The following is a 12239-nucleotide window of genomic DNA, read 5'->3' on the forward strand; positions in this document are numbered from 1 at the left end:
TTCTGAAAGGACACCATGAACATCCGGAAGAGCCTTGCGGCCGTCGGCGTCGCGCTGGCCGCGACCACCTCGATCCTCAGCGTCGGATCGCCCGCGTCGGCGGCGGCCCGAGACGGGGTCTGCGAGAGCGGCGAGTTCTGCTACTACTACAACAGCGACAACGCGGGGTCGGTCTCGGACTTCACCGGCTCGCTCGACGACTACGGCACCGAGCAGCCCTCGTGCTACGACTTCAAGGGCGCCGGCGCTGGCAAGGGCCTGTGCATCAAGAACGAGGCCGCCTCGGTCTGGAACCGCAGCACCAAGACCGTGCGCGTCTACTACAACAGCGGCTACGCCGGTTCCTACCAGGACTTCGCGGCCGGCGCGAAGGGCAACCTCAACGCCACGCTGAAGAACAACAACGCCTCGCACGAGTTCTCGCCGTCGACGCGCACGAACCTGTCGTACGCGCTGTACCAGGCCAGCGGCGGCTCGGTCACCTGCGCCTTCGACGGTTACACCACCACGCCCGGCCGGCACGAGGGCATCGACATCGCCCGCAGCGTCGGCTCGGACGTGCGTGCCCTGGTCTCCGGAACCGTCACCTACGTGGCGCGGGGCGCCACCGGCAGCGGCGGTCTGTCCACGATCTCCGTCTACAACTCCTCGCTCAACAAGACGGTGATCTACCTGCACACCGCGCCGAGGTCCGGGGTGAGCGTGGGCGACGCCATCAGCAAGGGCCAGATCATCGCCGACGAGTCGTGGCACGGGGTGTCCTCCAGCTCGGGCGCGCACACCCACGTCGAGGTCCGGGCCGGCCGGCAGACCCACGCGGCCGTCAGCGTCGGCGACCCCACCCTGGACAACGCCGACCCGACCGCGTTCTGGAACTCCCAGGGCTACAACGAGAGGTAGGACGCCGTGAATTTTCGCAAGGGCCTCGCCGTCGTCGGCGCCGTCCTCGCCATGTCCACCTCCATCCTGAGTGTCGCCTCGCCGGCAGCGGCGGCGGGACGGGACGGAACCTGCGACAGCGGCGAGTTCTGCTACTACTACAACAGCGACCAGGCCGGCTCGGTCTCCGACTTCACCGACTCGCTCGATGATTACGGCACGACCCAGCCGACCTGCTACGACTTCAAGGGCGCGGGCAGCGGCAAGGGCCTGTGCGTGAAGAACAACGCCGCGTCGGTGTGGAACCGGACCGGCAAGACGGTGCGGGTCTACTTCAACAGCAACTTCGCCGGTTCCTACCAGGACTTCGCAGCCGGCGCTATGGCAAACCTCAACGCCACGCTGAAGAACAACAACGCCTCGCACGAGTTGGTGAGCGGGGCGACGGGCTGTAGCACCGACGGCACCAACACCAAGCTGCCGAGCACGATCCTCGTGTACCGGGTCAGCCTCGGGCGCGTCGATCGGGTCGACTTCAAGACGTACGTCAAGAACGTCCTCCCGAACGAGTGGATCACGAGCTGGCCGGCCGCCTCGCTGGACGCCGGTGCGATGGCCGTCAAGAGCTACGGCTGGTACTGGGCGTTGCACTCGACCCGGAAGACGTCCGGTGGACAGTGCTACGACGTCCGGGACGACACCGGCGACCAGGTCTACCGGCCGTCGACGGCAGTCTCGTCCACGTCCGCCGCTGTGGACCGGACCTGGTCGGCCCGGATGACCCGCAACGGCAACATCCTGCGGGCGCACTACTGCGCGACGACGACCGCGTGCGGTGGCTGGGTGGACGGGGACTGGTTGTCGCAGTACGGCTCGCGTGACCTCGCCAACCAGGGCAAGACCTACCAGGCGATCCTGCGCTACTACTACAGCGACATCGCCCTGTCCTGAGATCACGTACCAACCGCGCCGCCCGCCGCGGTTCGCGGCGGGCGGCGTGCGCGTGCCGGTTAGGCCGGCGGCTCGACGGCCTCGACGAGAATTTCCAGCACGTGCCGGTACGGCTGTCCGGTGGCCCGGCTCATGCCCAGCTCGCAGGTGCGGTTGCTGGAGGCGTACGCGTCGTGGTCGCGCTGGTTGATCTCGGTGGCCTGCGCCGCCGTGGCACCGGCAGTGACCTCGGGGTGCAGCAGCCCCCGGTCACCGGCGAAGGCGCAGCACCCCCAGCTGTCCGGCACGGTGACGGTGTCGGCGACCGCCCGGGCCACGGCGCGCAGGTCGTCGATGCCGTCCAGGTGCACAGTGGAGCAGGTGGGGTGCAGGGCCAGCGAGCGCAGTCGCCGGGGCTGCGGCAGCGCCGGCAGGAGGTGCTCGGCGGTGAAGCTCACGCTGTCGACGACGCGCAGGCCGGCGTAGCGGGCCCGGTCTTCCTCGGCCAGCGCGGCGGTCAGCTGTGTGAGCCCGTGCGTGCAGGACGACGCGTCGCAGACGACGGGCAGCCGGCCCTCGTCGCTGGCCGCCCAGAGCGCGGCCAGGGTCCGTTCGGCCATCTCCCGGTGCCCGGCGGGGTAGCCCTTGGACTGCCACGGGGTTCCGCAGCACAGGCCCGCCGTTCCGGTCGGTACGACCAGCGGGACTCCGGCCAGTTCGCAGAGGCGCAGGAACGCCGCAGCCGCTCCGCCGGAGCGGCCGTCCTCGGGAGCGAAGAGGCTGCCGACGCAGGCCGCGAAGAACACCGCCCGGGCGTCCGGCTGGCTGCGGGGCGCGGGGCGGGGCGCACCGGCGCGCGGCATGTCGTCGCTCCACAGCGGCATGAGTTCGGTCCCGCCGAGCCCTCGGATCACCCCGGTGGCGGCGCGGGTCAGCGGCGCCGGTACGGCGTGCGCGGCGGTCAGTCCCACCCGGACGCCCGTCACGGCGGCCTGCCAGTGCCGTGCGGCGGTGCGGGCGGTGCGCTGGGCGCGTGGGCTGTGCCGCTCGGCGCGCAGCCGCTTCATCGCCGCCCCGGTGTCGATGCCGACCGGGCAGGCGGTGACGCAGAGGCTGTCGGCGGCGCAGCTGTCGACAGCTGCGTACGCGTAGTCGGCGGTGAGTTCCCGGCGGCGTTCCTCGTCGCCGGCGGCGGTGGCGAGGGCGATCTGTCGTTGCAGGACGATGCGCTGCCGGGGGGTGGTGGTGACGTCGGCGGTGGGACAGACCGGCTCGCAGTAGCCACACTCGACGCAGGCGTCCAGCTCGGGGTCGACGGTCGGCACGGCCTTGAGCTGCCGCAGGTGCACTGTCGGGTCGTCGTTGAGCAGGACGCCGGGGTTGAGCAGGTCGGTCGGGTCGCACAACCGCTTCAGCTCGCGCATCACGTCGTACAGCTCGTCGCCGTACTGCCGCCGGACGAAGGGTGCCATGGCCCGGCCGGTTCCGTGCTCGGCCTTGAGGGTGCCCCCTTCGGCCAGCACCAGGTCGACCATGTCATCGGTGAACCGGGCGTAGCGCTCGATCTCGGCAGCGGTGTCGAAGGACTGGGTGAGCATGAAGTGCAGGTTGCCGTCGCGGGCGTGCCCGAAGATCACCGCGTCCGGGTAGCCGTGCCTGTCGAACAGACGGATCAGCCCGTCGCAGGTGCCGGTCAGCCGTGGCATCGGCACCGCGATGTCCTCCAGCAGGGCGGTGGTGCCGGGCGGGCGGGCACCGGCGACGGCGGTGTAGAGGCCCTTGCGCAGGTGCCAGAGCTTGGCCCGTTCGCGCGGGTCGCGGGTCAGCTCGGTGCCCGCGACGGCCGGCAGCCGGTCGAGGACTACCCGGGCGTCGGCCAGCGTCGCGGCCAGCCGCTCCGCGCTCTCCTCGGTGAACTCGACCAGCAGCGCGGCGTGGCCGGTGACCGTCAGCCCGCGCAGGGCCGGGCTCGCACCCGGGTCGCGCTGGCTGACCCGCAGCGCTGCCGCGTCGAGCAGTTCGGCGGTACGGGCACCGGCGGCGAGCAGGGCGGGCAGCGCGTCGGTGGCGGCGGTGAGACCGGGCAGGATCAGCAGGCCGGTGGCGGCGTGGTCGTGGATCTCGACGGTCCGGAAGACGGCCTCGGCCACGAAACCGAGCGTGCCCTCGCTGCCGATCATCAGGTGGGCGAGCATCTCGACCGGGCTGTCGTGGTCGAGCAGCGAGTTCAGCCCGTACCCCATGGTGTTCTTCATGGCGAACAGCCGCTCGACGGTGGCGCGCGACTGCGGCGTCGAGCGCACCCGGTCGCGCAGCCGCAGCAGCCCGGCGTGCAGCTCGGGCTCGTCGGTCCGCAGCCGGTCGTCGGCGTCGCGGGCGCCGGAGTCGACGACGGTGCCGGACGGGAGCACGAAGCGCAGCGATTCCATCGTCCGGTACGCGTTGTCGGTGGTGCCGCAGGTCATCCCGCTGGAGTTGTTGGCCACCATGCCACCGATGGTGCAGGCGGCCTCGCTGGCCGGGTCCGGGCCGAGCCGGCGCCGGTAGCGGGCCAGCCGGGCGTTGGCCTGACGGATCGTCAGGCCGGGTTGCAGCCGGATGCGCCGGCCGTCGTCGAGGACCTCGGCGTGCCGCCAGTCGGTGCGGACGTCGACCAGCACGCCGGCGCCGCCGGCCTGCCCGGCGAGGCTGGTGCCACCGCCGCGCAGGGTCAACGGCACGCCTGCCTCTCGGGCGCCGGCCATCAACGCCCCGACCTCGGCCGCCGAGGCGGCGCGGACCACGGCCTGCGGTTCGAACAGGTACGGCGAGGCGTCGTGTGCCGCCGCCAGCCTCCGGGGCAGCTCGGCGCTGGCCCGGCTGGGGTCATCGAGGCGCTCGCGCAGCAGTTCGGCGACCGCACGGGCGCGGACGCCGGCCGAAGTTGGCGCGGGTACGGCGGTGCTCATGGGCGATCCTCCCGGGCGAGGGGGCGGTCAGTCGGCGACGATCTGTAGCCGGTTGGGAGCGGTGCTGACCGGCGCGGGCAGCCGTAGCGGCTGCCGGCCGGGCGTGATGCTGCCGAGCACGGACGGGTGCCGCGCGCCGGTGCCCGAGCGCAGGGTGCCCGGCAGCCCGTGCACGGTCAGGTAGCCCAGCAGCGCGAAGGCCAACGCCTCCTTGGCGTCCGAGGCGATGCCCAGGTCGTCGCTCGACGACAGGTCGACGTCTTGCAGCTCGTCGGCGATCATGCGCATCAGCGTCGGATTGCGCGCCCCGCCGCCGGAGACGACGAGCCGGGTGACGCCGTGATCGCGGCAGGCGTCGGCCACCGTGACCGCCGTCAGTCGGGTGAGCGTGGCCAGCACGTCCTGCGGGTCCGGGGTGGGCGCGTCGGCGAGGGCGGCCAGCAGGTAGGGCGTGTGGAACAGCTCCTTGCCGGTGCTCTTCGGGCTGGGCAGCCGGTAGTACGGCTCGTCGAGCAGTCGCCGCAGCAGGGCCGGGTTCACCTGCCCGGCGGCCGCCCCGCGTCCGTCCCGGTCGTAGTGCTCGGTGCCTCCGCTGAAGTGGCGGGCGGCGGCGTCGAGGAGCGCGTTGGCCGGGCCGGTGTCGAAGGCGAGCGGGTCGGCGTCCGGCGCGACGACGGTGATGTTGGCGATGCCGCCCAGGTTCAGGGCGGCCGGGACGCCGGGCAGGCCGCCCAGCAGCAGCGCGTCGAAGAGGGCGACCAGGGGGGCACCCTGGCCGCCGGCGGCGACGTCGCGGCTGCGCAGGTCGGCCACCACCGCAAGACCGGTGGCCTCCGCGATCCAGGCCGGCTGACCCAGCTGGAGGGTGCCACGCACCGTGCCGTCCTCGACCCAGTGGTGCATGGTCTGCCCGTGCGAGACGAGCAGGTCGGCGTGGCCATCGCAGAGTTCCGCGAGGGCCCGCACGCCAGCCTCGGCGAACGCCTGGCCGATGCCGGTGTCCAACACGCAGATCGCCTCGGTGGTGGTCGGGGCGGGCGGCAGGGCGGCGGCGATCCGGGTGCGCAGCTGCTCGGGGTACGGGTGACTGAGCCGACCCAGCGTTCGCATCCGCAGCGTGTCACCGCTGAGGTCGAGGTCGGCGGCGGCGGCTTCGATGCCGTCGTAGGAGGTTCCGGACATCAGGCCGATCACGCGCATCACGTCCTCCTTCATGCCCGGCCGGCGGGCGCTGCCGTCTCGTCGACCTCGTCGGTGCGTCCATGGTCGTACGGCGTCTCCGGGGCCGGGTGGAACCGGCTCGACACCGCGCCGACGACCAGGGTGATCAGGACGCCGATCGGGACCAGCCACTGCGCGGCGATGGCGGTGGCGGTGGTGGTCCCGGCCGTCGTCACATCGATCTTGACGTAGCGGACGATGTAGGTCATCACCGCCACGGTGACCAGGAAGGCGATCACCGCGTCGACCTGGTTGGCCCGCTTGACCAGGCGGCCGAGCAGGAAGGCCCCGAGCAGTGCGCCGTAGGTGTAGCCGGCGATGGTCAGACCGGTCAGGTAGACGTTTCCGGTGCTGGAGCTGAACGCGCAGGCGAAGACCGCCATCAGCACCGCCCAGACCAGGGTCATCACCCGGGCGAGCCGGAGCATCACGTCGTCCGACGGGACCGTGCGGAAGAAGCTGTGGATGAAGTCGGCGACGGTGGAGTTCGACATCGAGTTCAGCGCCGACGACAGCGAACCCATCGCGGCGCCGAGGATGCCGGCCACCAGCAGACCCGAGATGCCCACCGGCAGAGCGTGCAGGATGAAGCTCGGGTAGAGGTTGTCGCTACTGGCCAGGCCGAGCTCCTTGAAGCTCTGACCCTTGTTGTACGACCACAGCAGCGCCCCGACCAGGGAGAACGCCGCGAACTGGATCACCACGAAGATGCCCGAGGAGATCATCGCCTGCTGCCCCTCGCGCAGCGTCCGGGTGGACAGGATGCGCTGGACGATCAGCTGGTCCGACCCGTGGCTGGCCATCGCGAAGATCGCGCCACCGATGATCGCGGTCGGCAGGGCGAACGGGCTGGTGAGCACGTGCGCGAGGTCGAAGTTGGTGTCGAAGAGCTGGAACTTGCCGGCGTCGAATGCCTGCGAGTAGCCGTCGAAGCCGACGGCGTGGCTGAGCACCGCGATGGCCAGGATCGCCCCACCCAGATACAGCCCCATCTGGATGGCGTCGGTCCAGATGACCGCTTTGATGCCACCGAGGTAGGTGTAGACCACCGTGATGAGGGTGAGCACGATGATGATGGCCTGGTAGCTGACGTTCAGCCCGAACTCGTCGAGGAGCAGCTTGATGGGGATGGCCGAGGCGAACAGCCGTACGCCCTCGGCGAGCAGGCGGGTGAAGACGAACGTCACCGACGCCAGACCCTGGAGTTTCAGGCCAAACCGCTCACCGAGGTACTGGTAGGCGCTGACGAACCCACCCCGCTTGTACAGCGGGATGAGCACCGCGGCCACGACGACCCGACCGATGACGTAACCCAGGGCCAGCTCGACGTTGCCGAAGCCCTGACCGCTGTAGGCGCCGCCGGGAACACTGATCACGGTCAGGACGCTGGTCTCGGTGGCGACCACGGAGAACGAGACGGTCCACCAGGGCAGTCGGCCCTCGCCGACGAAGTAGTCCTTGGCGGACTTCTGTTTGCCGGACAGGCGTAGTCCGACGAAGGCGATCACCACGAGGTACAGCACGATCACGACGAGGTCGAGTTGACGCACGGCTCGCTCCCAACCAGCGATTGTCAAGAAGTGACGTTGGACCAGGGTAACGCGAAACTTTTTGCCACCGCCCGGCCGGGCTGGTTACGCTGTGGTTTCAGCCTGCTGATACGGGGACTGTTCGCAGCTGCGCCGCGGCCTGGCCGTGGCGGCGGGTCGCGAGGACGCGCTCGACGACGAGTCGTCCCGGGCCGCCGGGCGACCGGAGATCCGCGCCCCGCCGGCCGGCGACTGCACACCAGCGAGAGGAACGAGCACCCCGTGGACCTCAGCACCCTCGGCACCGAGACCCGCAACGACAAGACCAGCGACCTCGACCGGATGTCTCCCACCGAGTTGCTTCTCGCGATGAACGACGAGGACCAGACGGTCGCCGAGGCCGTCCGCCGGGCCGTGCCGGACATCGCCGCCGCCGTCGACGTCATCGTGGCGTCGCTACGCCAGGGCGGACGGCTGATCTACCTCGGCGCGGGCACCAGCGGCCGGATCGGCATGCTCGACGCCGTCGAGATCCCACCCACCTTCGGCACCACACCCGATCGGGTCGTCGGGCTGCTCGCCGGCGGGGCACGCGCCTTCGGTGTCGCCGTCGAGGGCGCCGAGGACGACCCGACCCGCGCCGTCGCCGACCTCGACGCAGTCGGCCTGACCGCCCGCGACACGGTGGTCGGGCTCGCCGCCAGCGGCCGTACCCCGTACGTGGTCGGCGGGTTGGACCACGCCCGCGCGCGCGGCGCGGCGACCGTCTCGGTGGCCTGCAACACCGACGCGGTGACCAGCCGGCACGCCGACGTCGCCATCGAGGTGCCCACCGGGCCCGAGGTGCTCACCGGCTCCACCCGGCTCAAGGCCGGCACCGCCGAGAAGCTGGTCTGCAACATGCTCTCGACCGCCGCGATGGCCCGGCTGGGCAAGGTCTACGGCAATCTGATGGTGGACATGAACGCCACCAACGAGAAGCTCGTCGACCGGGCCCGTCGGATCGTCGCCGAGGCCGCCGACACCGACCTGGACACCGCCGCGCGGGCGCTCGCGGCGGCGCGCGGGCACGCCAAGACGGCCATCGTGCTGCTGCTGGCGAACTGCACCGCCGAGGAGGCCGCGGCCCGGCTGCGCGACGCCGACGACGACGTCCGGGCGGCCGTCGCCGCCTGACCCGTCGGGAGGCCGGCCTTCGGCGGGGCGAGCTGTCCCGCGGCTGACCCGCTACCAGATCGACGAAGCGCCCCGTTCGTTGCGGACGGGGCGCTTCGTGGTGTCAGTGCTGCTGGGTGTCGGGAGCCGGCTGGTCCCCGTCCGCATCGTCTCCGGTGGCCCTGGCCAGCTCGATCCGGGGGGACCGGTCCGGCGGGAGGTGGGCGAAATCGGCGATGACGACGACATCCACCTCCCCGTCGATCATGCTCTGTTCGACGGTCTCCCACGGTGCCCGCACGGTTCCCGCGAATCGGTACGAGTGTCGGCGAAGGTGGCGGAGACACTTCGCGACGGCGGGCTCCGACGGCTCGATGTCGGCGGGGATCCAGATGACGGCGATTTCCATGAGTCTCTCCTGATCAACGTCGTGGACGTGAGTGGGTGATCAGGAGCTACCGGGGCGGGGGAGGACCCCGCTCCACCGGTAGACCGGTAGCGCGCAGGTCGACGGCGCTGACGGTGAACCCGGCCCGCAGCAGCGGGATGGATGGCGGAGCTTCGGCTGTCGACGGAGGTGGCTCGGCACCGCCGGTGCTGGTGGTGGCCGGCCCGGTGGCGAGCGCCACGACGAACACCGGCGGCCCCGGTGCGGGACGGGCCGGCGGGACGGGCCGCTCACCGGTGACGGTGGCCGTCGTCGGCCGCGCCCGATCCGACGCGCGGCCATCGGACCTGCCGTGGGCACCGCCCGGGGACACCGTCGACGGCGCCGACTGGTCAACGCGTACGGCAGGCGGGACCGGGGCGGCTGGCGTCGGCGTGGTGCGCGGCGACGAGGGGGCACGGGCCGGACGACGTGGCGCGGTGGTGGCCGGCCTGGCCGACACTGTCGGTACCGGCTTGGCCGACACTGTCGGTACCGGCTTGGCCGACACTGTCGGCACCGGCCTGGCCGACAGCGTCGGTACCGGCAGGGGCGGCGGTTCTATCGACGGCAGGGGCAGCGGGTCCGTGGACGGCAGGGGCAGCGGGACGGCAGTGGTCCGCACAGGCAGTGGGACATCCAGCTGCACCTCGACGACGTCGTCCACCGAAACCGAGAGGGCCTGTGGCGAGGTGGCGACCTCCAGCGGCGGGAGACGCGACGGTGACGGGCTGTCGGCGTGGGCGGGGCTGGCGCCCAGGGCCGCCCCGAGCGCCGCCGCCCCGAGCGCCACCGGGGGAAGGCTGTGCCTCAACCGCATCAGCCGGCGGCCGTCGGCAGCGACGTCGCCGGCCCTGCCCGGCCGGACTCGCCAGTGCGGTGCCGCTGGTCGGGCAGGTACCCGTGCCGCAGTGTCGCTTGCCTCATGTGCGGGTTCTTGCCCCGGTGAACCGTTGGCTACACCTTCTGTCGATGTCCTGGCCGAGCACTGTGGACGGAGCGGGGGTGGGCTTCACACCCGGGCCTCGGTGGGGGCCGGCGCGCTGTCGAGTGGCAGGTCGCGCAGGCCGCGGATCGGCGTCGACAGGTAGATGATCGGGGACAGCACGGTGAGCGCCCCGAAGATCAGCAATGTCGTGCGGGCACCGAGCGGCCCGGCCAGGAGGCCGGCGAGCAGGCCACCGACCGGGATGGCGCCCCAGGAGACGAACTTGACAGTGGCGATCACCCGGGACAACAGCTCCGGTGGGCTGGCGAGCATCCGGTACGTGCGGGTGGTCACGCTGAGCACCACTGTGGAGCTGGCGAGGATGAGGTTGCCGGCCGCGAAGGCCAGGAATGCGGCGGTGCCGGTACCCAGCGGGATGATGAGCGCGCCGGCCACGCCGACGAAGGCCGCGATGATCAGGCCGCGGGCGGTGCCGAACCGGTTGGTGAAGCGGGTCGTCAGCGCGGCGCCGATGAGTGTGCCGAGACCGTCGGTGGCGATCAGCAGCCCGACCAGGACCGGCGATGCGTGCAGCTCGCGCACCAGGTAGAACGGGAAGAGGGCCAGCATCGCGCCGCTGACGAAGTTCGTCGCGGTGGCGTCCCACATGGCCGGTCCGATGATCGGGTGTCGCAGCACGAAGTGCCAGCCCTCGCGGATCATCGTGACCATCGGTGGTCGCTCGGCCGGTCGCTGCACCCGGCGAGCCGGCAGGGTGCGCAGCAACACCGCGGAGACCAGATAGCTGACGGCGTCCACGAAGAGCGTCGGCACCGCGCCCAGCACCGCCACCGCGAAGCCGCCCAGGGACGGCCCGCCCAGCGTGGTGGCGGCATGGGTGCCGGAGGTGAGGCTGTTGCGGGCCTGCAACTGCGCGGCCGGCACGATCTCCGGCAGGAACGTCTGGTTCGCCACGTCGAACAGCACGTTGGCGAAGCTCACCACCAGGGCGACAGCGATCAGCTGGGCCACGGTCAGCATGCCGAGCCACCAGGCCAGCGGGACCGACGCGATGGCGAGGGCCCGGACCAGGTCCAGGCCGACCTGCATGCCGCGCAGCGGCACGCGCTGCACGATCACCCCGGCCGGCAGGCTGATCAGCAGGTACGCCAGATAGCCCGCCGCCGTGATCAGACCCATCTCGAAGGCCGACGCGTGGAGCACGTTCAGCGCGGTCAGCGGTAGGGCCAGCGCGCCGACCGCCGAGCCGAGGTGGCTGGTCGTGCCGGCGACCCACCACCGCCAGAAGGTAGTAAGTCCCATAATGGAACTCACTATAGGGACGAGTGCCGGACGGCGTCGACCCCGTTCCGAGGGCTCGTCCGGGAAGGTGCTGTCTATCCCGCGCGGCGGACCATCTCGGTGATCCAGATCGGCGCGAACGGAGACGTGCAGCCGGGGGAGGTCGGGTAGTCCCTGAGCACCCCCAGGCGTTCGCCGATGTCGATCGCCCGAGCGCGGTGCTCGGCGTGCTCGATCCCGATCTGCGCCAGGCAGTGGTTCATCGCCCACTGGAGGCGATCCGGCGCATCCGCCATCTCGGCCTCGATCACATCGAGCAGTCCCGGGAGGTCGAGACTGTCGGGACTCTTCGTCACGCGTTCGGTGGTCAGCGCCCAGCCGGCGCTCGCGACCACGGGATCCGCGTCGGCGAACCAGGCCAGCCGCAGCTCGTCGGCGTGCCGGTTCTTCTTCACCACGTAGTTCACCAGCCAGTCGTGCACCTTCGGGGTGCGCGCCTCGCGCACCATGACGTCCAACTCGTCACGCGTGAACACCCGGGGACGACAGATCAGGATCGCCAGCAGTCTCGCCGCGGACTCACCCGTCGCCCAGAGTTGGCGCGCGAGATCGTGCTGCGTCTTCAGTCGCTTCGCGAGCGCCCGAAGCGCGCCGAGGTGCACACCGTGATCGTCACCGTGTCTGGCGTTCACCTCGAGTGCCCTCGGGTCCGTCAGCTCGGCCAGCTCGGCCATCACCTCGGCCGCCGTCGCAGTGCTCGTCGTCGCCGCCACCGCAGCCTCCTGCCCATCGGGTTGATGCAGCTTACGGCGCTGGCCCGCCGACCGACGCGTTCGGCAGGACCGGTGCAGGCCACCGGGACCGGACGTTTCACATTCGCGTGACGGGTATCCAGGCGTACCAGTGCGACCGGCGGTGAA

Annotated in this window: 10 protein-coding genes; 3 read left to right on the plus strand and 7 right to left on the minus strand. The window is 71.3% G+C overall.

Translation table 11 applies throughout. The annotated features are described in order from the left end of the window. Positions 1–15 precede the first annotated feature (15 nt). Positions 16–900 carry a peptidase inhibitor family I36 protein gene (locus ACX27O_RS19255; RefSeq protein WP_030330650.1) on the plus strand — a complete coding sequence of 295 codons (885 nt, stop codon included), beginning with the start codon at positions 16–18 and terminating at the stop codon, positions 898–900. 6 nt (positions 901–906) lie between these two features. Next, positions 907–1830, plus strand: coding sequence for a peptidase inhibitor family I36 protein (locus tag ACX27O_RS19260; RefSeq protein ID WP_156057432.1), 924 nt, complete (start codon positions 907–909; stop codon positions 1828–1830). Positions 1831–1889: 59 nt separating this feature from the next. Here the strand turns inward: ACX27O_RS19260 and ACX27O_RS19265 are convergent, their stop codons facing one another. Genes ACX27O_RS19265 through ACX27O_RS19275 form a run of 3 tightly spaced genes read right to left on the minus strand, consistent with a single transcriptional unit; the run spans position 1890 to position 7528 of the window. Further along, the gene (locus ACX27O_RS19265) at positions 1890–4757 is read right to left on the minus strand and encodes an FAD-binding and (Fe-S)-binding domain-containing protein (protein ID WP_458939844.1); all 2868 of its coding nucleotides are present in this window, start codon (positions 4755–4757) and stop codon (positions 1890–1892) included. A gap of 27 nt (positions 4758–4784) precedes the next feature. Further along, positions 4785–5957, minus strand: a complete 1173-nt coding sequence (locus ACX27O_RS19270) for an anhydro-N-acetylmuramic acid kinase (protein WP_358127441.1) — start codon at positions 5955–5957, stop codon at positions 4785–4787. Positions 5958–5968: 11 nt separating this feature from the next. Beyond that, positions 5969–7528, minus strand: a complete 1560-nt coding sequence (locus ACX27O_RS19275; RefSeq protein ID WP_030330642.1) for a sodium:solute symporter — start codon at positions 7526–7528, stop codon at positions 5969–5971. A gap of 261 nt (positions 7529–7789) precedes the next feature. Between ACX27O_RS19275 and murQ the strand changes: the two genes are divergently transcribed. Further along, positions 7790–8683, plus strand: a complete 894-nt coding sequence (gene murQ / locus ACX27O_RS19280) for an N-acetylmuramic acid 6-phosphate etherase (protein ID WP_030330640.1) — start codon at positions 7790–7792, stop codon at positions 8681–8683. A gap of 103 nt (positions 8684–8786) precedes the next feature. Here the strand turns inward: murQ and ACX27O_RS19285 are convergent, their stop codons facing one another. The 4 genes from ACX27O_RS19285 to ACX27O_RS19300 all read right to left on the minus strand — a co-directional run bounded on the left by ACX27O_RS19285 (position 8787) and on the right by ACX27O_RS19300 (position 12053). After that, positions 8787–9071: a hypothetical protein gene (locus tag ACX27O_RS19285; RefSeq protein WP_458939846.1), complete on the minus strand. Its 285-nt coding sequence runs from the start codon at positions 9069–9071 to the stop codon at positions 8787–8789. A gap of 46 nt (positions 9072–9117) precedes the next feature. Further along, positions 9118–9882, minus strand: coding sequence for a hypothetical protein (locus ACX27O_RS19290; RefSeq protein ID WP_458939847.1), 765 nt, complete (start codon positions 9880–9882; stop codon positions 9118–9120). A gap of 219 nt (positions 9883–10101) precedes the next feature. Continuing rightward, entirely contained in the window at positions 10102–11340 is a 1239-nt protein-coding gene (locus tag ACX27O_RS19295) for an MFS transporter (RefSeq protein ID WP_387218544.1), read from the minus strand. A 74-nt stretch (positions 11341–11414) separates the two neighbouring features. Beyond that, complete coding sequence (locus ACX27O_RS19300) at positions 11415–12053, minus strand: DNA alkylation repair protein (RefSeq protein WP_387218547.1); 639 nt, start codon at positions 12051–12053, stop codon at positions 11415–11417. Positions 12054–12239 lie beyond the last annotated feature (186 nt).

The sequence above is a fragment of the Micromonospora sp. SD19 genome, assembly GCF_054462275.1.